This is a genomic window from Tabrizicola sp. (assembly GCF_041913445.1).
GTDB lineage: Bacteria > Pseudomonadota > Alphaproteobacteria > Rhodobacterales > Rhodobacteraceae > Tabrizicola.
On the sequence record NZ_JAYSFG010000022.1, the window covers coordinates 1 to 19,411 of the forward strand.

A 19,411-nucleotide genomic window follows, 5' to 3' on the forward strand; every position below is an offset into this window, starting at 1 on the left:
TCTTCGTCGACAACATCTTCCGCTTCACCCAGGCGGGTTCGGAAGTGTCGGCTCTCCTCGGCCGTATCCCTTCGGCCGTGGGCTACCAGCCGACGCTGGCGACCGACATGGGCGCGCTGCAGGAACGCATCACCTCGACCAAGGCAGGCTCGATCACCTCGGTGCAGGCCATCTACGTTCCGGCCGACGACCTTACCGACCCGGCGCCCGCGACGTCCTTCGCCCACCTTGACGCCACGACCGTTCTGTCGCGCGCCATCTCGGAGCTTGGCATCTACCCGGCCGTGGACCCGCTGGACTCCACCAGCCGTATCCTTGACCCGCTGGTCGTGGGTCAAGAGCACTATGACGTGGCCCGTGCGGTTCAGGGGATGCTTCAGCGCTACAAGTCGCTGCAGGACATCATCGCCATCCTTGGCATGGACGAACTGTCGGAAGAGGACAAGCTGACCGTGGCACGCGCCCGGAAGATCCAGCGCTTCCTGTCCCAGCCGTTCGACGTGGCCCAGGTGTTCACCGGCTCGCCCGGCGTGCAGGTGCCGCTGGAGAAGACCATTGCCTCGTTCAAGGCGGTGGTGAACGGCGAATACGACCACCTGCCGGAAGCCGCCTTCTACATGGTCGGCGACATCGAGGAAGTGAAAGCCAAGGCCGCCAAGCTCGCTGCGGCAGCGGCGTAAGGGGGCGAGATGGCCAGCACGGTTCAATTCGACCTCGTCAGCCCGGAGCGCCGCCTTGCGTCGTTCCAGGCGACCGAGGTCCAGATCCCCGGTGCGATGGGTGATCTGACGGCGATGGAAGGTCATGCGGCCACCATCACCTCGCTGCGGCCGGGCCTTCTGAAGGTGTCGGGCGCCGAGGGCACGAAAGCCTATGTCGTGACCGGCGGCTTCGCCGAGATCAGCGCCACCGGTGTCTCGGTCCTGGCCGAGCAGGCGGTGGCCCTGGACGAGATGACCCCGGCGCAGCTGGACGCCCTGGTGGCTGACGCCTGCGAGGCGGCGGCGGTCAATTCGGACAAGGACGCGGCCGACAAGGCCGTCGCCGACCTTTACGCGATGCGGGCCCAGGCCGGCATCTAGTCTGCCTTGCCCTGACGGAATTGGCGAAGGCCCCGGAACTCCGGGGCCTTCGTCTTTTCACTGACTTCTCCACCGACTTGCGGCAGAATGCCCGTGGGGTGGGGCATTCGGGTGGTCATGAGACGTTTCAGCGGTCCGATCGGCATCGAACAGGGTTCGAAGATCCTGTTCTCCGATTATGCCCATGACGGGGCGATGTGGACGGGCTCGGGCCCGCGCGAAGTCCGCCATGTGCAGGAGTTCCGGGAGCACTTCGTCGAGCCGCCGATGGTCACGGTGGGGGTGTCGATGTGGGACATCGCGCATCAGACGAACAGCCGGGTCGACATCACGGCCGAGAACATCACGGCCCGCGGATTCGTGATCGTCTTCCGGACCTGGGCCGATACCCGCGTCGCGCGTATCCGCGCCGACTGGATGGCCATCGGCCAGGCCCGGGACGAGGATGACTGGGACGTCGCCTAGTCCTGTTGTCGGATCAGCCGGTTGCCGATCCAGACCCCGATGGCAAAGACCAGGAGGCCGCCGATCAGGTCGATCAGGTGGTGCCCCCCGTGCGAGAGCGTGGCCGGAACCATCGCGGTATTGACCGCGGCTGCAGGCAGGAAGGCCCAGGTGCCCCGGGTGAACCAGACCACCAGCAGCGCCATCACCATGTGGTAGGACGGGAAGGCCACGACGCCCGTGATGATCTCGGGGCTGATCACCGGCGGCCCGACCTCGGCCAGGCTGCGCAGGTAGTCCCCGTAGGCAGGGCTATAGTAAAGCCCGGTGGCCAGGCGATGCGCCTCGGGAATCTCCTGGAAGGCCGAGGGGCCGACACTGGGTGCGATCCACCAAACCGCGACGGCGATGATCAGTGTGATGATGCCCACAGCCAGGAAGCGATGCAGGTCCAGAGTGCGTGACAGGGCGGACAGCAGCACGATGGTCAGGAGGATCTGGATCAGCGACGAGTGGTAGATGTAGCCCAGCGATCTGGCGGCCACGGGGTAGTCCGCCAGCCAGGCGATGAGGCCCGGCCAGTGGTAGCCAAGCGCCTGGTCGATCCGGATCAGGCTTGGATCGATCAGCGGGTTGGCCAGCGGGAAAAGCGTGAAGATGAAGACAGACGACACCGCAGTGAAGCCGGTGAAGATGGCGGCTCCGACCAGGGCAAGGCCCAGGCGGGGGGCGGACTTCGTCTGCCGGACGTAGCCGCCGATCGCAGCGATGCCGAGGGTTGCCAGGTAACCCCCGACGAAGGGCGGCCAGTTCACCTGACGCTGCAGGACCAGGGCGAGGCCGACGGCCAGCAGGCCGATGGCCGCGATGAACAGAAGCATCTGCCGCTCGACTGCGAGGAGGCGGACAAATGACCCAAGGCCCTGCGATTCTGCTTTTGACCACATACGCTGTCTTGCCCCCAAGGCCGCAACAATCCGCGTGCTATGCGGTCATTGCGCTGACTTTATGGCAAGACCAGCGCAAATCGGCGTCAGCTGCGCTGGTAGAGGCCTTCGTAGATCGGGACCAGGGTGTCGGTCTCGAACAGCGAGGACACGGACATCCCGCCCCAGATGTTCAGGATCGCCTGGGCGAACATCGGCGCGGTGGGGACGATGCGGATGTTCGGCGCGGCCTTCACCTTATCGGTCGCTTCGATGCTGTCGGTGATCACCAGCGACTTCATGACGGAGTTCGAGACCCGCTCCACCGCCGGGCCGGAGAGGACGCCGTGGGTGATGTAGCTGTGAACCTCGGTCGCGCCGGCCTCCATGAGCGTCTCGGCGGCCTTGCACAGGGTGCCGGCGGTGTCGCAGATGTCGTCGACGATGATGCACTTGTGGCCCTTCACGTCGCCGATGACGGTCATGCCGGCCACTTCGCCCGCCTTCTCGCGCCGCTTGTCGACGATGGCGAGGGGGGCGTTGATCCGCTTGGCCAGCTCGCGGGCGCGGGCCACGCCGCCGACGTCGGGGGAGACGACCATCAGGTCCTGCATCTGGCCCTTGAACTGGTGTTCGATGTCCAGGGCAAAGACGGGCGAGGCGTAGAGGTTGTCCACCGGAATGTCGAAGAAGCCCTGGATCTGGGCCGCGTGGAGGTCGAGGGTGAGGACCCGGTCGACCCCGGCCTGGGTGATCAGGTTTGCGACGAGTTTGGCGCTGATCGGCGTGCGGGCCTTGGCGCGGCGGTCCTGGCGGGCGTAGCCGAAGTAGGGGATCACGGCGGTGATGCGGCTGGCCGAGGAGCGGCGCAGCGCGTCGACCATGATGAGAAGCTCCATCAGGTTGTCGTTCGCCGGGTTCGAGGTCGGCTGGATGACATACATGTCCTCGCCGCGGACGTTCTCGAAGACTTCGACGAAGATTTCCTGGTCGTTGAACCGTTCCACCCGGGCATCCACCAGGTTCACGCTCATGCCCCGGTGCATCGACATGCGGCGGGCGATGGACTTGGCCAAGGGCAGGTTGGCGTTCCCGGCGATGAGCTTCGGTTCGGTGACGGCGGGCATGGGGGTCTCCGGGGCAGCGGATTCGGAATGCGCTCCGCTTACCACCGGGTTTAGCGGTTGCAAACGGGCGCGACCGCTAACGGTGCGAATTTCCTGTGTTGTGGCGGAATGGGGTCAGAAGGCGTCGAGAAAGCGGTCGACGTCGGCTTCGGTGGTTGACCACGAGGCGACGAGGCGGGCCTTTTCGCGACCCTCGGGGGCCGGGAAGCGGTAGTAGTGCGCGCCTGCGGCTTCGAGCCGTGCGTGATGGCCGGCGGGCCATTCGGGGAAGAGCATGTTCGCATGGGCGGGGGGCACGTGGGCCTGCCGCTGCCGCAGGCCTTCGACCAGCCGCTGGCCCATCGCGTTTGCCTGGGTGGCAAGCTTCAGCCAGAGGCCGTCGGTCAGGTAGGCCTCCATCTGCGCCGAAAGGAAGCGGTGCTTGGAGAAGAGGTGCCCGCCCCGCTTGCGGCGGAGTTCCAGCTCCCAGGCCTTGGCGGGGTTGAAGAGGACGACGCCCTCCATCCCGAGGCAGCCGTTCTTGGTGCCGCCAAGAGAGAGGACGTCGATCCCCGCCTTCCAGGTCATCTCGGCGGGCGTGGCACCAGTGGCGACGAGGGCATTGGCGAAGCGCGCGCCGTCGAGGTGGCAGGGGATGCCCTTGGCCTTGGCGAGGGCCGTCAGGGCGGTGATTTCGGCGGGGGTGTAGACGGTGCCCGCCTCGGTGACGTTGGTCAGCGACAGCATCCCGCGCTGGACGCCGTGGACACCGCTTTCGCCGGTGGTGGCAAGGGCTGCGGACAGGGCGTCGGGGGTGATCTTGCCGTGCTCACCCGGAATCAGGACCAGCTTGGCGCCGGAGTAGAACTCGGGCGCGTTGCATTCGTCTTCGGCGATATGGGCCAGGCGGTGGCAGAAGACGCCGTCCCAGGGCTGAACGTGGGTGGCGATGGCAAGCGCGTTGGCGGCGGTGCCGGTGGCGACCAGGCGGACCTCGGCCTCGGGGGCCTCGAACAACTCGCGGACAAGCTCGGTCACGCGGGCCATCGCGGCGTCGGCGCCGTAGCTGCGCTCATAGCCCTCGTTGGCCTTCAGGATCGCGGCCAGGATCTCGGGGGCGGCGCCGGAGGTGTTGTCAGAGGCAAAGCGCATCAGGGGGTTTCCTCGATCAGGTAGTCTTCCCAGTCATCTTCGGGCACCTCGGTTTCCGACAGCGTGATGCCCTTGATCGAACTGCCCGACGTGTGGGTGCTGTTCGGATCGCCGGTCAGAAGCGGGTGCCACTCTGGCAGTTTCTTCTTCTGGAACAGAAGCTTGTAGGCGCAGGTCGCGGGCATCCAGTAGGCGATCTTCGGCAGGGTCTTGGGTGTCAGGACCACACATTCCGGGACGTGCAACTTGCGGTTCGGATAGTCGCGGCACTGACAGCTGTCGCCGTCGAACAGGCGGCAGGAGATCCGTGTGTAGGCCACTTCGCCGGTGTCCTCATACTCCAGCTTGTTCAGGCAGCACTTGCCGCAGCCGTCGCAAAGGGCCTCCCATTCCTGCTGGGTCATCTTGTTCAGGGGAACAGTTTCCCAGAAGCGCGGGCGCAGCGTCATAGCGCGGCCAGGATGGCGCGGGCCTTGGCAGAATCGGCGTCCATCTGGGTGATGAGGGCGTCGAGGCCGTCGAATTTCAGCTCGGGCCGCAGGTAGTCGACCAAGGCAATGGAGAGGTGCTGGCCGTAGAGGTCGCCCTTGAAGTCGAAGAGGAAGGTTTCCAGGTTCGGGCGGTTCTCGCCGAACATGGGCCGGACGCCAAGGCTTGCGACGCCGTGGTGGGGGCCTGCCTGTGGGCCGGTCAGGATGTCGACGAGGACGGCGTAGACTCCGAGCTTCGGCAGGTGGAGGCCGTCCACGGACATGTTGGCGGTGGGGTAGCCAAGCTCGCGGCCGCGCTTTTCGCCGTGCAGGACCGCGCCCTCGATCCGGTGCCAGTGGCCGAGCATCGCGGCGGCGTCTCGCGGGCGGCCCTCGGTCAGGGCGCGGCGGATATTGGTCGAGGAGATCTCGGTGCCGTTGTCGGCGACGAGGGGGGCGATGGTGGTGCGGATTCCCTTGGCTTCGCAGAGGGTTGCGAGGTCTTGGGCGGTGCCAGCGCGGCCCTTGCCAAAGCAGAAGTCGGCCCCCACGACGACGTGAGAGATGCCGAGGCCTTCGTGCAGGACCTTGGTGACGAAGCCTTCCGGAGTGAGGCTGGCGAGGGTGGCGTCGAAGGGGAGTTGGTAGAGGTGCTGAACCCCCAGGCGCGCAAGTCGGTTGGCGCGGGCCTCGGCGTTCATCAGGCGGAAGGCCGGGCTTGCAGGCGCGAAGAACTGGCGGGGGTGGGGTTCGAACGTGATGATGCCAAGGGGCGCGTCGGTGCGGGCGAGGTCGATCACCGACTGGTGGCCACGATGCACGCCGTCGAAGTTGCCCATGGCGACCGATGCGCCGCGGGCTTTCGGGTCAAGCCACTGGTAATCCTGGTGAATCTGCATCCGCGCCCTTGCAGGGGGCGTCTGCCCCGTCAGTCGAACTTGCGGCTGGGCGCGAGAACCAGCGCCTCACCCTTCAGCACTACGGTTTTACCCACCGAGGCCAGGGTTTCAAGGGTGACTCGGCGCTTTGCGTGGTCGATGGCGGTCACGGTGACCTCAGCCCTAACCATGTCGCCGGGGCGGACGGGGGCCATGAACTTGAGGCTTTGGCCGAGATAGACGGTGCCGTGGCCGGGGAGTTGCTCGCCGATGACGGCAGAGATGAGACCGGCAGTCAGCATGCCATGGGCGATGCGGCCTTCGAAGATGGTGTCCTGGGCATAGGAATCGTCGAGGTGGACGGGGTTCCGGTCAGTGGAGACCTCGGCAAAAAGCTCGATATCCCGGTCGGTTACGACCTTCATCAGGTGGCGGGACATGCCGATTTCGATGTCCTCGATGCAGATCGTGCCGCGGGGCATGTTGTCCAGCATGGTAAGCGAATCCTTGTCCACGTGGGGGAAAGGCTAGCATACGCCGCAGTGCGGCACAATCCGTTGCGCAAGAATTGTTCAATCGACGCGCGATGGGTGAACGAATGTTACCTAGCGGAGGCGGCCCATCGCGAAGGTGGGGGAGAGCTGCTCGCCCTCCAGCCAGGGGAGGAGGAGACCGGCCTCGGGGGATTCGACGTCGGTGCCGAAACGCTCGGCCTCGAGCCCGCCGGTGATGAAGAGGGTGTCCAGTCCCTCGCCGATGCCGCCCTGGACGTCGGTGCGCAGGCCGTCGCCGATGCAGAGGATCTGCGGATCGGCGGGGGCCCCGGATTCAGCCAGGCGGCGGCGGGCGAGGTCGTAGATCGGGGGGTGGGGCTTGCCGAAGTAGAGCGTCTGGCCGCCCATCTCCTCATAGGCCTGTGCCAGTGCGCCCGCGCAGTAGAGACGGCGGTCGCCGAGGTCGACGATGATGTCGGGGTTGGCGCAAAGCATTGGCAGGCCGAGGGTTTTTGCCATGAGGAGGGTGGAGCGGTAGTCGTCGGGCGTTTCGGTCAGGTCGTCGAAAAGGCCGGTACAGACGATCCCCTCGGCTTCGTTCAGGGGAACGCGGGTGATGGGCGGCTGCGTGGCGGCGTAGGCGGCCAGATCTTCGGCGAAATCGGTAAAGAAGGGCTCATCCTTGGGCGCGCCGATGAAGTGGACCTTGCGACCCACGGCGCCTGAGAGCATCCCCATCTGGGCGGCATCGCCCGAAGTCACCACCAGGTCATAGGCGTCGCGGGGGACGCCAAGGCCGTCCAACTGCTTAATGACGCTGGATTTTGGCCGTGGCGCGTTGGTCAGGAGGACGACCTTGCCACCTGTCGCGCGGAAACCCTGGAGGGCGGCGACGGCAGCGGGATAGGCGGCCTTGCCGTTGTGGAGGCACCCCCAGAGGTCGCAGAAGACGGCGTCATAGCGGCCTGTGAGGTCGGCCAGCGAGCGGATGATCTCGGTCATTCGGGGGTCCTTTCGGGGCAAAACCGGCCGTCTACGACCCGTCTACATCGCGTATACCGCCCATGCATACGCGCGTATGCACGGACGGTTGCGCAACAGGGGCTGAAATCAGAGCTTCAGCGCCGGGATGATCTGCTTCTTGCGGCTCATGATCCCGGGCAGGACGACGGTGTCGCCGGTGACCTTGGCGCCGAAGGAAGCCTCGGCCAGCTGCTTCACCAGATCGTTCGGGACGAGGAGCGTGGCCTCTTCCTTGATGATGTCGACGACGAAGAGGAGGACCTGGTCGGCGCCGTCTTCCTTGGCCACGTCGACCATCGAGCGCATCAGGCTGTCCTTGCGGTCAAGGACGACCTTGGGCGCGGTGGTCTCCAGCACCGAGACGCGGAGCTCTTTCCCCGCGACGTTGTATTCCTTGGAGTCCATGCGGAGGAGTTCGGCGTCCGAGAAGGCGGAGACGTCGGACTTGGCCTCGAACATCTTCGTGGCGAGGTCGTTGATGTTGACCCCCAGGTCGGCGGCCAGCTTCTCGGCCACGGCGCGGTCGTGCGGCGTGGTGGTGGGCGAGCGGAACTCCAGCGTGTCCGAAAGGATGCAAGAGAGCATTGCGCCCTTGATCGCCTTCGGGGCCTTGGCGACGTGGTCGCCCATCAGGTCGTGCATGATCGTGGCGGTGCAGGCCAGCGGGCGGATGGTGATGTCGATCGGGTTCTTGGTCTTGATGCCGCCGACCAGGAGGTGGTGGTCGATGATGCCCTGGATCTTGGCCTCGTTGATCGAGGGGGGCAGTTCGGCGGGGTTGTTGGTGTCGACGATGACGACCTTGTCCTCGGCGGTGACGTCCTGGATGATCGCGGGCTTTTCCAGATCCCAGTGTTTCAGCACGAAGGCGGCTTCGGTATTCGGCTCTCCCAACAGGACGGGTTTTGCCGGGGTGCCGGTTTCATTCAGGTACCAGGCCCAGATGATGGGCGAGCCGGTGGAATCGGTGTCGGGGGATTTGTGGCCGAAGACGAGGGTGGTCATGGGGAGCCCTTGGGAAGGTTGGCGGTTTCGGGCGCGGTATAGGCTGGGTCGCGCGGATTGTCACGCAGCGGGATTCGTGGCAGGATGCGCGCCGTGGCAGAGGAGTGCGCAAGCGATGGACAAGCTGGCCTGACGCCCCCATGGGGGCCGGAAACGGGGCATCACGAGCCCCAGATGCAGCCCTTTGACCAAGGAGTGCCCTGACAATGGACAAGACCGTTTCGGCGTAAGCGCCGTTTCGTGGCCGGATGCCGGCCGACCTCCATTTCAAAACAGGGGCAGATCATGCCGAACACGAAAACCGGGAAACCCGCCTTGGCGGGATTGAAGCCGTTGCCCAAGACCGCGAAGGGGCCGGGGTTTGACCCGGCCAGTTTGCGGGCCTCGAAAGGGCCGCAGGGCCTGAAGCTGGTGCCGAAGCGGGGGATGATCCCCGGCAAATCGGGGCAGCGGTAAAGCTTCGGGGGGCGTCCTTACTTGGGCGCCCCTATCCTGCGGCGGGCTGCCGCGCGGTCCAGAGGATGTGGCCGACCGAGGCGGTCATCACCATCGCTCCACCGATCAGCGTGGGCGTGGTCGGGGTTTCCAGGAACACCAGCCAGACCCAGACCGGGGTGAGGGCGGTTTCAAGCGCTCCGATCAGGGCGGTTTCCACGGGGCTGGTGTGGCGCGAGCCGATGACGAACAGCGCGAAGCCGAGAGTGGAGTTGATAAGGCCGAAGGCGATCATCAGCAGCACGTTCGGGGCGTCGATCCCGGCGAGGGTGGAGAAGGGGACCATCGCGAGCGGGGCCCAGATGGCGGACAGGGTTCCGGCGGCGAGGGTGGGGGCCTCGGGGTTGCCGCGGGCGATGAGGATCATGCCGGCAACGGCAAGCACCATGCCGAAGGCCATGAGGTCGCCGATCAGCGCCCCGTCGTTGCCGAGGCCGACCATGACGGCGGCGCCGGCCAGCGCCAGGGCGGCGGCGGCGATCCCGGCGCGTCCGGGTGGCTCCTTGAGGATAAGCCAGCCGAGGAAGGCCGCGACGAAGGGGAGCGTCGCGTAGATGATGGCGACATGGGCGACCGAGGTCATGCGCAGGCTGCCCACGAAGAGAAGCATGGCGATGCCCGAGCAGAAGGCATAGGCCCAGCCGGCCCAGCCGAGACGCCGGAAGTCGCGGAAGCCCTCGGCCCCCTTCAACCACCAGAGGACGACGAGCAGGCCAGCGGCTCCGGCGAGGCCGCGCCAGAGGATCATCGTGGGCGTGTCTACCGTGATGGCGCGGGCGAAGAGGCCCGAGGTGCTCCATGCGAGCGTTGCGCCGAGGAGCATGAGGATGCCCTGGCGGTGGGCGTCTACCACGGTTTGGGGGCTTTGGGCAGGACGGGCCATTGCGTGGGCTCGTGGCCGTAGATCAGCGTTGCGCCGCGGGTCATGAACGACAGGAGGCGGTCGGAGGATGCCTGCGAGGCCGCGGGGTCCATTGAGTCGGCGAAGGCCTCGTCGGATTCGGAGGCGCGGTTGATCGCGTCGGCGGCAAGGATCACGCGGCGGCCGTCGGGCAGGTCGACGAGGGCAGACAGGTGGCCGGGCGTATGGCCGGGGGTGGGGATGAGGGTGAGCCCCTCGCAGACCGGGGTGTCGGCGTCGATCAGGTGGTAGGTCGCCTCGGGCCAAGGGATCGGGCGGACGGTTCCGTAGTAGAGCGGCGCGGGTTCGGCCCGTTCGCGGGTGGTCATCACGATAGGCGCGTGGGCGAAGAGCGGCAGGGAGCCGACGTGGTCGATGTGGCCGTGGGAAAGGATGACGAGGTCGATGTCCTGCGGGGTCAGACCGAGGAGGGCCAGCGCGCCTTCGGCGGTCTGCTCGAGGCGGAAGTCGATCAGGCGGCCAAAACGGGGCAGACCGTCCGTCTCCGAGCGGTCGGGGTCGGTCAGGTATTCAGGCGGGAAGCCGGTGTCGATCAGGATGTTCGCGCCCCGGTCGGTCTGCAGCAGGTAGCCGGGGATGCCGATGATCCGCTCCCCGCCGCAGACGTCGAAGAGGCCGAGGTCGAGGATGTAGAGGCGGGTAATCTGGCCGGGAAGGATCAAAGCGGCAGTTCTTCCAAAGTGAAGCCTTCCTTCTGGAGAAGGTTCAGGACGCCATCCTCGCCCGACAGGTGCAGGGCTCCGAAGGCGGTGAAAACGGGGCCCTGGGCGGCGGCTTCGGTCAGGACCGGGATCCAGGCGCGGTTGCGGGAGGAGGAGACCAGTTCCTCCATCCGGGCGAAGTCGGCGTCGATTTGGTCGCGGGTGTAGCCTGGCAGATCATAGGAGACGAAGCGCATCAGCTCCCACGCCTTGCGGCTTTCTCCTGCGAAGTAGCTGTCGACGAGGGTGGTGAAGTAGTCCTCGCTCATCTCCTCGATGGCGAGGGTGGAGACCAGCATCTCGGTCAGTTCCTCGGGCGTCATGCCGTCGAAGATGGTGAAGAGCGTGTCGAACGGCTCCAAGCCGCGGACGGGCACCCCGGCGGCAAGGGCGGTGTCGATCACCGCGCCGTCAAGGCCCTTGGGTTTTTCGGTCATCGTCGTCATGGCGCAGGGCGGAATCGACAGGAGCGTGAGCACGTACCAGGGCTGGAACTTGGCGGTCATGAAGGGCGGGATGCCCCGGTCGGAGAGCGCCTTTTTCAGCGGGTCCCAGACTTCGGTCGGGAGGCGCTGGTTCAGCGGCAGGCCCTCGGTGATGACCATGGTCGAGGGGTCCTGGGCGATATGCGCCATGAGGGCCTTTTCCTCTTCGGGTCCGGCTTCGACAAGGACGGTGGTGGCCGCGGTGATATGGGGCGTCAGGGCAGCGATGTTGGGCGCGTGGCGCGGATCGTCGAAGTGGTAGGTCCCGGCGATGGTGATGACCTCGTCCCCCCGGGTCGCGCGCCAGAAATTGCCGGTGGCGAAGGGGAATTCTGCGGCCGATGCCTCGATTTCCGCCCGGCGTTCGGGCGTCATCTCGGTGAACAGGTTGCGTCCGGCGCAGGTGGCGGAGGCGGGGAGGGCGAGGCCAAGGGAGAGCACGAGGGTCGTGAGGGCGGAAAGCAGGCGGGACATGCGACCTATGGGACTTGGGACGATTGCGGCCATCGTGGCAGCCGGTCGGCAAAAGGCAACCGAAAAGCCGGGTCGCGGGTGTTGACTCGGCAAATGTGATCGCCTACCTCATGCGCCGTTAGCACTCAGGTGCAACGAGTGCTAATCGGCATTCAAACCTGGAACACTCAAGGGAGTACCCCAGATGGCTTTCAAACCGCTGCATGACCGTGTCCTGGTCAAGCGTATCCAGTCCGACGAAAAGACCAAGGGCGGGCTGATCATTCCGGATACCGCCAAGGAAAAGCCCGCCGAGGGCGAGATCATTGCCGTGGGCGAAGGCGCCCGTAAGGATTCGGGCGAGCTGATCGCACCGTCGGTCAAGGCCGGCGACCGCATCCTCTTCGGCAAGTGGTCGGGCACCGAAGTGACCCTGAACGGCGAAGAGCTGCTGATCATGAAGGAAAGCGACATCCTCGGCATCATCGGCTGAGGGGCGTTGGGGGAAACCCCGGCCCGCGCAATCCACAACCCATTCAAGGAGCTATCATAATGGCTGCTAAAGACGTCAAGTTCGACACCGACGCCCGCGACCGCATGCTGCGTGGCGTGAACATCCTCGCCGACGCGGTGAAGGTGACCCTGGGCCCGAAAGGCCGCAACGTGGTCATCGACAAGTCGTTCGGCGCTCCGCGCATCACCAAGGACGGCGTGACCGTCGCCAAGGAAATCGAACTGGCCGACAAGTTCGAGAACATGGGCGCGCAGATGGTGAAGGAAGTCGCTTCCCGCACCAACGACGAAGCCGGTGATGGCACCACCACCGCGACCGTGCTGGCCCAGGCCATCATCCGCGAAGGCATGAAGTCGGTCGCCGCTGGCCTGAACCCGATGGACCTGAAGCGCGGCATCGACCTCGCGACCGCCAAGGTTGTCGAGCAGATCAAGGCGATGGCTCGTCCGGTGAAGGACTCGGCCGAAGTCGCTCAGGTCGGCACCATCTCGGCCAACGGCGAGACGGAAATCGGCCGCCAGATCGCGGAAGCGATGCAGAAGGTCGGCAACGAGGGTGTGATCACCGTCGAAGAGAACAAGGGCCTGGAGACGGAAACCACCGTCGTCGAAGGCATGCAGTTCGACCGCGGCTACCTGTCGCCCTACTTCGTCACCAACGCCGACAAGATGATCGCGGAACTGGAAGACGCCTTCATCCTGCTGCACGAGAAGAAGCTGTCGTCGCTGCAGCCGATGGTTCCGCTGCTGGAAGCCGTGATCCAGTCGCAGCGTCCGCTGGTGATCGTGGCTGAAGACGTCGAAGGTGAGGCTCTGGCCACCCTCGTCGTCAACAAGCTGCGTGGCGGGTTGAAGATCGCTGCCGTGAAGGCTCCGGGCTTCGGCGACCGTCGCAAGGCCATGCTGCAGGACATCGCGATCCTGACCGGCGGCCAAGTGATCAGCGACGACCTGGGCATGAAGCTGGAGAATGTCGGCCTCGACATGCTGGGCCGCGCCAAGAAAGTGGTCATCAAGAAGGATGACACCACGATCATCGACGGCGCTGGCGACAAGGCCGAGATCGAAGCCCGCGTCGGCCAGATCCGCGCTCAGATCGAGGAAACCACCTCGGACTACGACCGCGAGAAGCTGCAGGAGCGTCTGGCCAAGCTGGCTGGCGGCGTTGCCGTCATCCGCGTTGGCGGCATGACCGAAGTCGAAGTGAAAGAGCGCAAGGACCGCGTTGACGACGCCCTGAACGCGACCCGTGCGGCCGTGCAGGAAGGTGTGATCGTCGGTGGCGGCGTGGCTCTGGTCCAGGCCTCGAAGGGTCTTGACGGGCTGAAGGGCGCCAACAGCGACCAGGACGCCGGCATCGCCATCGTCCGCCGCGCGCTGGAAGCTCCGCTGCGCCAGATCGCCGAGAACGCCGGCGTCGACGGTGCCGTGGTGGCTGGCAAGGTCCGCGAGTCGAAGGACACCTCGTTCGGCTTCAACGCCCAGACCGAAGAATATGGCGACATGTTCAAGTTCGGCGTGATCGACCCGGCCAAGGTGACCCGCACCGCTCTGGAAGACGCGGCGTCGGTGGCTTCGCTGCTGATCACCACCGAAGCGATGATCGCCGACCGTCCCGAGCCGAAAGCTGCCCCGGCGATGCCGGGTGGCGGCGGCATGGGCGGGATGGACTTCTGATCCATCTCTCCGGTCGAGAAACAGGGGGGCGGTCTTCGGACCGCCCCTTTTCCTTTGGGCGGCAAGGCATCAGGGTGGGCGCATGCGCCTGTTCCTGCTGACCGCCCTGACGATGCTGGCCTTCGCCGCCAATTCCGTGCTGAACCGCTGGGCCGTGGGGCCGGGGCATATCGGCGCGGTGGAGTTCGCGGTCATCCGGCTGGTGTCGGGTGCGGCGATGCTGGCGGCGCTGGTGTTGTGGCAGCGGGGCGGGCTGGCCTGGCCGGGGAAACATGGCCGGGTTGCGGGCGTGCTGGGGCTGTCGGCTTACCTGACGGGCTTTTCGCTGGCCTATCGGGGGCTCGATGCCGGGACGGGCGCGCTGGTGCTGTTCGGGACGGTGCAGGTCACGATGTTCGCCGGCGCGCTGGTATCGCGCGAGGCGGTGCCGGTGCGGCGCTGGCTCGGGGCCGGGCTAGCGCTGGGCGGGCTGTCGCTGATTGCAGCGCCGGGGGCGGTGGCACTGATGCCGCTTCTGCTGATGGCGGCGGCCGGGGTGGGCTGGGGTGTCTATTCGCTGGCCGGGCGGGGCGCCGTGGACCCGCTGGCGGCGACGGCGTGGAATTTCCTCTTGTCGGTGCCGCTGGTGCTGCCGCTGGGGCTTCTTGCCGGACCGGTCGCGCCGGACGGGGCGGGCATCGCGCTTGCGGTAATCTCGGGGGCGGTCACCTCGGGCCTGGGCTATGCCCTGTGGTACGCGGTCCTGCCCCAGCTTGGGGCCGCGCGAGCGGCGGTGGCGCAGTTGACCGTACCGGTGATCGCGGCGCTGGGTGGGGCGGTGCTGTTGGCCGAGCCGCCGGGGCTGCGGTTCTGGGGGGCGGCGGCGCTGGTGTTGGGCGGGGTGGCGCTGGCGAGCCTGCCCTACAGGGGTTTGACAAGCCGCTCGATCAGGTGACCGGTGATCGCGTCCTTGCGGGTCAGGCCGGTGCCCTTGAAGCCCTCGCGTTCCCAGAAGGCCCGTCCGCGCGGGTTCGCGTCGAGGACGGCGAGGTAAAGCCGGGGGGCGTGTCGTTTGCGGGCCAGCGCTTCGACATGGGCGAGGAAGGTCTTGCCATTGCCCGACCCTTGCGCCCAGGGGCCGAGGATCATCAGGCCGAGGTAGGCGTCGCCTGGGTCCGGGAAGCCATAGGAGACCTCGGCCACGCCAGAGAGCCGCTGGTTGAGGAACAGGCCAAGCCGGTCACTTTGCGCTGGGTCGCAATTCGGCGGGGCGTCGGTGAAGAAGTCCTGCGCCTGGGCGGCGGGGTCGCAGCGCCCCTCGGCCATCAGCCAGTAATCCGGCGCTTCGCGGTAGAACTGGGCGACGAGGGCGGTCTCGGAGGGGAAGAGCTCACGGATCCGCATGGGTGATCCGGACAACTTCCAGGTCCAGCGCGCCGGAAGGTCGGCGCCAGGTCACCACATCCCCGACCTGCGCGCCGAGAAGCGCCCGGGCAAGCGGGGAATTGGGCGCGATGCGATGGCGGGGGGCGTCGGCTTCGTCCTCGCCCACGATCTCGTAGGTGGTTTCCTTGCCGTCCTCGTCGGCCACGGTGACGGCGAGGCCGAAGGCGACTTCGGTCAGGTCGTGGGCGGCAGGGTCGATGACGACGGCGGCTTTCAGGCGGGCCTCCAGCCAGCGGAGGTCACGCTCGGCGGCGGCTTCGGGGAGCTTGTCCAGCCGGTCAGGTCGGGATTTCAGGGCCGCAAGGTCGGCCTGCCGCTGGGCGATCTGGGCGTGAAGGGCGGCAAGGCCACGGGGGGTGACGATGTTCGGGCCGGGGGGAACGGGAAGCTCCGGCAGGTCGGGGCGGTCGGCTCCGGCGTCTTCGTTGACGAAAGCGCGGCTCATTTCAGGATCACTTCCAGCCGGTCGTAAAGGGCCGCGGCGGTCCCCCAGGCGGCATCGGGGAGGCTGTCGGGCTTGAAGCGGATGTGACCCGCAGCAAGCTCGGTCCGGCTGAAGAAGCGGCGCTGGGTGACGACGCCTTCGGGGTCGCGCCAGGCGTTGTCGAGCTTGCCGGCGACAAGGGTGCAGCGGAAGAAGAGGTCGACCTGGTGGAAGCCGGTGTCGGGGTCGTGGAATTCGTTCACCAGGACCGGGGCGCCGACGGTGATTGTCAGGCCGGTTTCCTCATGGACTTCACGGGCGAGGTTCTGGGGCAGCGACTGCCCGGCCTCGCATCCGCCGCCGGGGGCGCACCAGAGGCCGAGCCGCGCCTTGGGATAGGCGTTCACCAGCAAGAGCCGGTCTTCGTGCAGGATCAGCGCGCGGGCGGCGAGGCGGGGCTTGAACTTTGCCATGCGGGGAAGCCTGTGACGCTGCGTCGGCTTTGTCCAGTGGGAGGAATTCCGGGCTTGAGGCGCGGGACGGCGGGGCGCAAGCTGCCGCCATGTGGCTGACCGGACGCCTTGCCCGCTTCCTGCCCGCCCCTGCGACCGAGGAAGGCGCGGGGCCGGGTGAGGTCGTGGTGCTGCTGCATGGGCTGGCGCGGACCGACGCCTCGCTGGCGCCGATGGCCCTTGCGCTGAAGAAGTCGGGGTTCCGGGTGGTCAACTGGGCCTATCCGTCGACCAAGGCCGCGCCCGAGGACCTGGTCGAGGAAGTCGGCCGCGCCGTGACGGCGGCGGGGCCGGGCCGGGTGCATTTCGTCACGCATTCGATGGGCGGCATCCTTCTGCGCGACTGGCTGACGCGGGAGCGTCCGGCGCTGATGGGTCGGGTCGTGATGCTGGCCCCGCCGAACCACGGGTCCGAACTGGTGGACCGCCTTGGCGACAATCCGGTGTTCAGCATGGTGAACGGCAAGGCGGGCCTGTCGCTGGGGACCGGGCCGGAAAGCTGGCCGAACCGGCTGCCGCCTGCCGATTACCCGCTGGGGATAATCGCGGGGACTCGCAGCCTGAACCCCGTGTGGAACGCGATGCTGCCGGGGGCGAATGACGGCAAGGTCACAGTGGAAAGCACCAAGCTGGAAGGGATGGCCGACCACCTCGTCCTGCCGGTGACCCATACCTTCATGATGGTGAACCCCGTGGTCATCCGCCAGGTGATCGCCTTCTTGCGCGAGGGGCGGTTCGATCCTTCGCTGACGCTGGCCGCCGTTGTGAAAGAGACTTTTCAGGTGGTGCAGTCTGGCTGACGATCTCGGGCGTCCCGGTATCGGGCTTGCCCTTGTCCAGCTGTTTGCGCCCCATCGCGGCGAGTTCCTCGTACTGCTTGACGAAGGCGGCAAGCTCGCGTTCTTCCAGCTCTTCCAGGTCCAGAAGCGACAGGTGCGCGCCCTTGGTGGCCCGGATCAGCTCGTCCAGCTTCAGCTGCATCGCGGTGGTGTCGCGGTTCTGGGTGTTCTGGATCAGGAAGACCATCAGGAAGGTGATGATGGTGGTGCCAGTGTTGATGACCAGTTGCCAGGTGTCCGAGAAGCCGAAGATGGGACCGGTGACCAGCCACACGACGATCGAGGCGACGGCCAGGAGGAAGGTGATCGGGCGGCCAGAAAGCTGCGCAATCCATCGGGCGGTGCGGGTGTAGACGGAGGATTTCTCGGCCATGATGTGCCTCGGCGGGGGTCGATGACCGAGGTAACGCACAAGGTGGGGATCGGTGCCCTGATCGGGATCAACCGGCGGGCTCGTCGTGCACTTCGGTTCTCCTCGCGGGGTCTTCCGACGAGAAGCCGAAGGCGCACGAGGAGGCGTCAGGTCCGAGTGATCCGGTTCACATGGCCCATCTTGCGCCCGGGACGGGGGGCGCCCTTGCCGTAGAGGTGGACGGCGATGTTGCGGGCCTTGAGGAGGTCGGGGACCTTGAGGACATCGTCGCCGATCAGGTTCTCCATCACCACGTCGGCGTAGCGGTTGCCGTCGCCCAAGGGCAGGCCAGTGACGGCGCGGATGTGTTGTTCGAACTGGTCGACGGTGCAGCCTTGCTGCGTCCAGTGGCCGGAGTTGTGGACGCGCGGGGCGATCTCGTTCACTAGCAGGCCCTGCGGGGTGACGAAAAGTTCGACGCCCATGACGCCGACATAGTCCAGCGCGTTCAGGATGCGGGCGGCCAGCAGGATGGCGTCGGAGCGCTGGCTGGGGGACAGGCGTGCGGGGACCGTGGTGGTGCGCAGGATGCCTTCGCGGTGGACGTTCTCACCCGGGTCAAAGCAGGCGACCTGGCCGTCGAGGCTGCGGGCGGCGATGACGCTGACCTCGCGGTCGAAGGCGACGAAGCCTTCCAGGACGCAGGGCGCGTCGTCCATCGAGGCCCAGGCCGCGGGGATATCTGCGGCGGCGGTCAGCTTGACCTGGCCCTTTCCGTCATAGCCAAGGCGCGTGGTCTTCAGGATCGCGGGGAGGCCGAGCTTGTCGACCGCGGCGCGGAGGTCGGCCTCGGAGTTCACGGCGGCCCAGGGGGCGGTGGCAAGGCCGAGGTCGTTCAGGAAGCTCTTCTCGCTGACCCGGTCCTGGCTGATCGCCAGGGCGCGGCGGTTCGGGCGGATGGGTTTCAGCGATTCCAGGAGGTCGAGGGCCGAGGTGGGGACGTTCTCGAATTCGTAGGTGATGACGTCCACGGCTTCGGCAAAGCGGCGAAGGGCGGCTTCGTCTTCATAGGGCGCGGTGGTGACGCTGTGGGCCACGTCGCCTGCGGGGGCGGCCCCCGGTTCATAGATGTGGCAGCGGTAGCCAAGCCGGCTGGCGGCGACCGAGAGCATCCGGCCGAGTTGCCCGCCGCCGAGGATGCCGATGGTGGAGCCTTGGGGGAGTTCAGTCATCCGAAGGCTCCTCGGGGATCGAGGCGGAGAGGGCGTCGCGCCAGGCGTCCAGACGCTGGGCGATGGCGGGATCAGAGGTGGCAAGGATCGCCGCCGCCATCAGGCCCGCGTTGGCCGCGCCGCCGATGGCCATGGTGGCGACGGGGTAGCCCTTGGGCATCTGGAGGATGGAATAGAGCGAGTCGACGCCCGACAGCGCCTTGGTCTGGACGGGCACACCGATCACCGGCACGCGGGTCTTCGACGCCATCATGCCGGGAAGGTGCGCGGCCCCGCCCGCGCCCGCGATGATGACCTTCAAGCCCCGTGCCACGGCGGTCTTGCCGTAGTCCCAGAGGCGATCCGGGGTGCGGTGGGCAGAGACGATCTTCGCCTCGTAAGGGATGCCGAGGTCGTCCAGGATTTCGGCGGCGGCCTTCATGGTGGGCCAGTCGCTTTGCGACCCCATGATGATTCCGACGGATACGGCCATGCGCGCCCCCTTGGTTTCAGGGGCGATTACCTTGGCTTGCACAAAGGGGCAAGCGTCAGGCGATGATATCGGGGATCAGCATGTCCTCGATCTTCACGATCTGGTCCTTCAGCGCCAGCTTCTGCTTCTTGAGCCGGCGCAGGGTCAGCTGGTCGGGGCGGCCGTTGGTTTCCAGGGCATGAATGGCCTCGTCCAGGTCGCGGTGTTCGCGACGGAGGACTTCCAGACGGATGCCCAGCATCTCTTCATGGCTGAGTTCGGTGGGGGCGTTCATGGCTGACGAATCGATTCCTGCCTTTCGGACAGGATATAGGAAGCCTTGGCAAAGC

The 19,411-nt window shown here is 66.6% G+C and carries 25 protein-coding genes and 1 pseudogene; 8 read left to right on the forward strand and 18 right to left on the reverse strand.

Annotated elements, in window-relative coordinates; genetic code table 11:
- The 3 genes and pseudogenes from ACE3Q6_RS18555 to ACE3Q6_RS18565 all read left to right on the forward strand — a co-directional run.
- A pseudogene (locus ACE3Q6_RS18555) lies at positions 1–680 on the forward strand (F0F1 ATP synthase subunit beta); the annotation flags it as partial.
- Between the two features lie 9 nt (positions 681–689).
- The gene (locus ACE3Q6_RS18560; RefSeq protein WP_374435717.1) at positions 690–1,082 is read left to right on the forward strand and encodes a F0F1 ATP synthase subunit epsilon; all 393 of its coding nucleotides are present in this window, start codon (positions 690–692) and stop codon (positions 1,080–1,082) included.
- 117 nt (positions 1,083–1,199) lie between these two features.
- A complete protein-coding gene (locus ACE3Q6_RS18565; protein WP_374435719.1) occupies positions 1,200–1,547 on the forward strand; it encodes an H-type lectin domain-containing protein in 348 nt (115 codons plus the stop codon).
- Here ACE3Q6_RS18565 and ACE3Q6_RS18570 read toward each other — a convergent pair.
- The 8 genes from ACE3Q6_RS18570 to ACE3Q6_RS18605 all read right to left on the reverse strand — a co-directional run bounded on the left by ACE3Q6_RS18570 (position 1,544) and on the right by ACE3Q6_RS18605 (position 8,580).
- Positions 1,544–2,407: a phosphatase PAP2 family protein gene (locus tag ACE3Q6_RS18570; protein WP_374435722.1), complete on the reverse strand. Its 864-nt coding sequence runs from the start codon at positions 2,405–2,407 to the stop codon at positions 1,544–1,546. The two genes, ACE3Q6_RS18565 and ACE3Q6_RS18570, sit on opposite strands and share 4 nt — an antisense overlap.
- Positions 2,408–2,559: 152 nt before the next feature.
- Complete coding sequence (locus ACE3Q6_RS18575; protein ID WP_374435725.1) at positions 2,560–3,579, reverse strand: ribose-phosphate pyrophosphokinase; 1,020 nt, start codon at positions 3,577–3,579, stop codon at positions 2,560–2,562.
- A gap of 114 nt (positions 3,580–3,693) precedes the next feature.
- A complete protein-coding gene (locus ACE3Q6_RS18580; RefSeq protein ID WP_374435728.1) occupies positions 3,694–4,710 on the reverse strand; it encodes a low specificity L-threonine aldolase in 1,017 nt (338 codons plus the stop codon).
- Complete coding sequence (locus ACE3Q6_RS18585; RefSeq protein WP_374435730.1) at positions 4,710–5,159, reverse strand: YcgN family cysteine cluster protein; 450 nt, start codon at positions 5,157–5,159, stop codon at positions 4,710–4,712. The genes ACE3Q6_RS18580 and ACE3Q6_RS18585 overlap by 1 nt, the downstream gene beginning before the upstream one ends.
- Positions 5,156–6,079, reverse strand: a complete 924-nt coding sequence (locus ACE3Q6_RS18590) for a bifunctional riboflavin kinase/FAD synthetase (RefSeq protein WP_374435732.1) — start codon at positions 6,077–6,079, stop codon at positions 5,156–5,158. Before ACE3Q6_RS18590 ends, ACE3Q6_RS18585 begins: the two co-directional genes overlap by 4 nt.
- 29 nt (positions 6,080–6,108) lie before the next feature.
- Entirely contained in the window at positions 6,109–6,552 is a 444-nt protein-coding gene (locus ACE3Q6_RS18595) for a MaoC family dehydratase (protein WP_374435871.1), read from the reverse strand.
- 111 nt (positions 6,553–6,663) lie between these two features.
- A complete protein-coding gene (locus ACE3Q6_RS18600) occupies positions 6,664–7,554 on the reverse strand; it encodes a TIGR01459 family HAD-type hydrolase (RefSeq protein ID WP_374435734.1) in 891 nt (296 codons plus the stop codon).
- Positions 7,555–7,662: 108 nt separating this feature from the next.
- The gene (locus tag ACE3Q6_RS18605) at positions 7,663–8,580 is read right to left on the reverse strand and encodes a manganese-dependent inorganic pyrophosphatase (protein WP_374435737.1); all 918 of its coding nucleotides are present in this window, start codon (positions 8,578–8,580) and stop codon (positions 7,663–7,665) included.
- A 285-nt stretch (positions 8,581–8,865) separates the two neighbouring features.
- On the opposite strand from ACE3Q6_RS18605, the gene ACE3Q6_RS18610 reads away from it, so the two are divergent.
- Entirely contained in the window at positions 8,866–9,036 is a 171-nt protein-coding gene (locus ACE3Q6_RS18610) for a hypothetical protein (RefSeq protein ID WP_374435739.1), read from the forward strand.
- Positions 9,037–9,067: 31 nt separating this feature from the next.
- Here the strand turns inward: ACE3Q6_RS18610 and ACE3Q6_RS18615 are convergent, their stop codons facing one another.
- The 3 genes from ACE3Q6_RS18615 to ACE3Q6_RS18625 are packed head-to-tail and all read right to left on the reverse strand — an operon-like array spanning position 9,068 to position 11,657.
- Complete coding sequence (locus tag ACE3Q6_RS18615; protein WP_374435741.1) at positions 9,068–9,928, reverse strand: DMT family transporter; 861 nt, start codon at positions 9,926–9,928, stop codon at positions 9,068–9,070.
- On the reverse strand, positions 9,922–10,659 hold the full coding sequence (locus ACE3Q6_RS18620) for an N-acyl homoserine lactonase family protein (protein ID WP_374435743.1): 738 nt from the start codon (positions 10,657–10,659) through the stop codon (positions 9,922–9,924). Before ACE3Q6_RS18620 ends, ACE3Q6_RS18615 begins: the two co-directional genes overlap by 7 nt.
- Positions 10,656–11,657: a TraB/GumN family protein gene (locus ACE3Q6_RS18625; RefSeq protein ID WP_374435745.1), complete on the reverse strand. Its 1,002-nt coding sequence runs from the start codon at positions 11,655–11,657 to the stop codon at positions 10,656–10,658. Before ACE3Q6_RS18625 ends, ACE3Q6_RS18620 begins: the two co-directional genes overlap by 4 nt.
- Before the next feature lie 184 nt (positions 11,658–11,841).
- Here ACE3Q6_RS18625 and groES point away from each other — a divergent pair, with 184 nt between their 5' ends.
- The 3 genes from groES (at position 11,842) to ACE3Q6_RS18640 (ending at position 14,760) form a co-directional block, all read left to right on the forward strand.
- The gene (gene groES, locus ACE3Q6_RS18630) at positions 11,842–12,129 is read left to right on the forward strand and encodes a co-chaperone GroES (protein WP_197646140.1); all 288 of its coding nucleotides are present in this window, start codon (positions 11,842–11,844) and stop codon (positions 12,127–12,129) included.
- Positions 12,130–12,188: 59 nt separating this feature from the next.
- Complete coding sequence (gene groL / locus ACE3Q6_RS18635; RefSeq protein ID WP_374435749.1) at positions 12,189–13,826, forward strand: chaperonin GroEL; 1,638 nt, start codon at positions 12,189–12,191, stop codon at positions 13,824–13,826.
- A gap of 82 nt (positions 13,827–13,908) precedes the next feature.
- A complete protein-coding gene (locus tag ACE3Q6_RS18640; protein WP_374435751.1) occupies positions 13,909–14,760 on the forward strand; it encodes a DMT family transporter in 852 nt (283 codons plus the stop codon).
- Here the strand turns inward: ACE3Q6_RS18640 and ACE3Q6_RS18645 are convergent.
- The 3 genes from ACE3Q6_RS18645 to ACE3Q6_RS18655 are packed head-to-tail and all read right to left on the reverse strand — an operon-like array spanning position 14,727 to position 16,148.
- A complete protein-coding gene (locus ACE3Q6_RS18645; protein WP_374435753.1) occupies positions 14,727–15,209 on the reverse strand; it encodes a GNAT family N-acetyltransferase in 483 nt (160 codons plus the stop codon). The two genes, ACE3Q6_RS18640 and ACE3Q6_RS18645, sit on opposite strands and share 34 nt — an antisense overlap.
- Entirely contained in the window at positions 15,196–15,696 is a 501-nt protein-coding gene (locus ACE3Q6_RS18650; protein ID WP_374435755.1) for a GreA/GreB family elongation factor, read from the reverse strand. Before ACE3Q6_RS18650 ends, ACE3Q6_RS18645 begins: the two co-directional genes overlap by 14 nt.
- Positions 15,693–16,148: an NUDIX domain-containing protein gene (locus ACE3Q6_RS18655; protein ID WP_374435759.1), complete on the reverse strand. Its 456-nt coding sequence runs from the start codon at positions 16,146–16,148 to the stop codon at positions 15,693–15,695. The genes ACE3Q6_RS18650 and ACE3Q6_RS18655 overlap by 4 nt, the downstream gene beginning before the upstream one ends.
- Before the next feature lie 89 nt (positions 16,149–16,237).
- On the opposite strand from ACE3Q6_RS18655, the gene ACE3Q6_RS18660 reads away from it, so the two are divergent.
- Positions 16,238–16,987, forward strand: a complete 750-nt coding sequence (locus ACE3Q6_RS18660; RefSeq protein WP_374435761.1) for an esterase/lipase family protein — start codon at positions 16,238–16,240, stop codon at positions 16,985–16,987.
- Here ACE3Q6_RS18660 and ACE3Q6_RS18665 read toward each other — a convergent pair.
- The 4 genes from ACE3Q6_RS18665 to ACE3Q6_RS18680 form a co-directional block, all read right to left on the reverse strand.
- Positions 16,884–17,399, reverse strand: coding sequence for a low affinity iron permease family protein (locus ACE3Q6_RS18665; RefSeq protein ID WP_374435763.1), 516 nt, complete (start codon positions 17,397–17,399; stop codon positions 16,884–16,886). The genes ACE3Q6_RS18660 and ACE3Q6_RS18665 overlap by 104 nt on opposite strands.
- A gap of 146 nt (positions 17,400–17,545) precedes the next feature.
- Entirely contained in the window at positions 17,546–18,610 is a 1,065-nt protein-coding gene (locus ACE3Q6_RS18670; RefSeq protein ID WP_374435765.1) for a 5-(carboxyamino)imidazole ribonucleotide synthase, read from the reverse strand.
- The gene (gene purE, locus ACE3Q6_RS18675; RefSeq protein ID WP_374435768.1) at positions 18,603–19,082 is read right to left on the reverse strand and encodes a 5-(carboxyamino)imidazole ribonucleotide mutase; all 480 of its coding nucleotides are present in this window, start codon (positions 19,080–19,082) and stop codon (positions 18,603–18,605) included. Before purE ends, ACE3Q6_RS18670 begins: the two co-directional genes overlap by 8 nt.
- Before the next feature lie 55 nt (positions 19,083–19,137).
- A complete protein-coding gene (locus tag ACE3Q6_RS18680; RefSeq protein WP_374435770.1) occupies positions 19,138–19,356 on the reverse strand; it encodes a YdcH family protein in 219 nt (72 codons plus the stop codon).
- Positions 19,357–19,411 lie beyond the last annotated feature (55 nt).

What these genes read in the sequence shown, in the direction of transcription:
- ACE3Q6_RS18560 (WP_374435717.1), top strand. Translation starts at nt 690, where the DNA reads ATGGCCAGCACGGTTCAATTCGACCTCGTCAGCCCGGAGCGCCGCCTT.
- ACE3Q6_RS18565 (WP_374435719.1), top strand. Translation starts at nt 1,200, where the DNA reads ATGAGACGTTTCAGCGGTCCGATCGGCATCGAACAGGGTTCGAAGATC.
- ACE3Q6_RS18570 (WP_374435722.1), bottom strand. Translation starts at nt 2,407, where the DNA reads ATGCTTCTGTTCATCGCGGCCATCGGCCTGCTGGCCGTCGGCCTCGCC.
- ACE3Q6_RS18575 (WP_374435725.1), bottom strand. Translation starts at nt 3,579, where the DNA reads ATGCCCGCCGTCACCGAACCGAAGCTCATCGCCGGGAACGCCAACCTG.
- ACE3Q6_RS18580 (WP_374435728.1), bottom strand. Translation starts at nt 4,710, where the DNA reads ATGCGCTTTGCCTCTGACAACACCTCCGGCGCCGCCCCCGAGATCCTG.
- ACE3Q6_RS18585 (WP_374435730.1), bottom strand. Translation starts at nt 5,159, where the DNA reads ATGACGCTGCGCCCGCGCTTCTGGGAAACTGTTCCCCTGAACAAGATG.
- ACE3Q6_RS18590 (WP_374435732.1), bottom strand. Translation starts at nt 6,079, where the DNA reads ATGCAGATTCACCAGGATTACCAGTGGCTTGACCCGAAAGCCCGCGGC.
- ACE3Q6_RS18595 (WP_374435871.1), bottom strand. Translation starts at nt 6,552, where the DNA reads ATGCTGGACAACATGCCCCGCGGCACGATCTGCATCGAGGACATCGAA.
- ACE3Q6_RS18600 (WP_374435734.1), bottom strand. Translation starts at nt 7,554, where the DNA reads ATGACCGAGATCATCCGCTCGCTGGCCGACCTCACAGGCCGCTATGAC.
- ACE3Q6_RS18605 (WP_374435737.1), bottom strand. Translation starts at nt 8,580, where the DNA reads ATGACCACCCTCGTCTTCGGCCACAAATCCCCCGACACCGATTCCACC.
- ACE3Q6_RS18610 (WP_374435739.1), top strand. Translation starts at nt 8,866, where the DNA reads ATGCCGAACACGAAAACCGGGAAACCCGCCTTGGCGGGATTGAAGCCG.
- ACE3Q6_RS18625 (WP_374435745.1), bottom strand. Translation starts at nt 11,657, where the DNA reads ATGTCCCGCCTGCTTTCCGCCCTCACGACCCTCGTGCTCTCCCTTGGC.
- groES (WP_197646140.1), top strand. Translation starts at nt 11,842, where the DNA reads ATGGCTTTCAAACCGCTGCATGACCGTGTCCTGGTCAAGCGTATCCAG.
- groL (WP_374435749.1), top strand. Translation starts at nt 12,189, where the DNA reads ATGGCTGCTAAAGACGTCAAGTTCGACACCGACGCCCGCGACCGCATG.
- ACE3Q6_RS18640 (WP_374435751.1), top strand. Translation starts at nt 13,909, where the DNA reads ATGCGCCTGTTCCTGCTGACCGCCCTGACGATGCTGGCCTTCGCCGCC.
- ACE3Q6_RS18645 (WP_374435753.1), bottom strand. Translation starts at nt 15,209, where the DNA reads ATGCGGATCCGTGAGCTCTTCCCCTCCGAGACCGCCCTCGTCGCCCAG.
- ACE3Q6_RS18650 (WP_374435755.1), bottom strand. Translation starts at nt 15,696, where the DNA reads ATGAGCCGCGCTTTCGTCAACGAAGACGCCGGAGCCGACCGCCCCGAC.
- ACE3Q6_RS18655 (WP_374435759.1), bottom strand. Translation starts at nt 16,148, where the DNA reads ATGGCAAAGTTCAAGCCCCGCCTCGCCGCCCGCGCGCTGATCCTGCAC.
- ACE3Q6_RS18660 (WP_374435761.1), top strand. Translation starts at nt 16,238, where the DNA reads ATGTGGCTGACCGGACGCCTTGCCCGCTTCCTGCCCGCCCCTGCGACC.
- ACE3Q6_RS18665 (WP_374435763.1), bottom strand. Translation starts at nt 17,399, where the DNA reads ATGGCCGAGAAATCCTCCGTCTACACCCGCACCGCCCGATGGATTGCG.
- ACE3Q6_RS18670 (WP_374435765.1), bottom strand. Translation starts at nt 18,610, where the DNA reads ATGACTGAACTCCCCCAAGGCTCCACCATCGGCATCCTCGGCGGCGGG.
- purE (WP_374435768.1), bottom strand. Translation starts at nt 19,082, where the DNA reads ATGGCCGTATCCGTCGGAATCATCATGGGGTCGCAAAGCGACTGGCCC.
- ACE3Q6_RS18680 (WP_374435770.1), bottom strand. Translation starts at nt 19,356, where the DNA reads ATGAACGCCCCCACCGAACTCAGCCATGAAGAGATGCTGGGCATCCGT.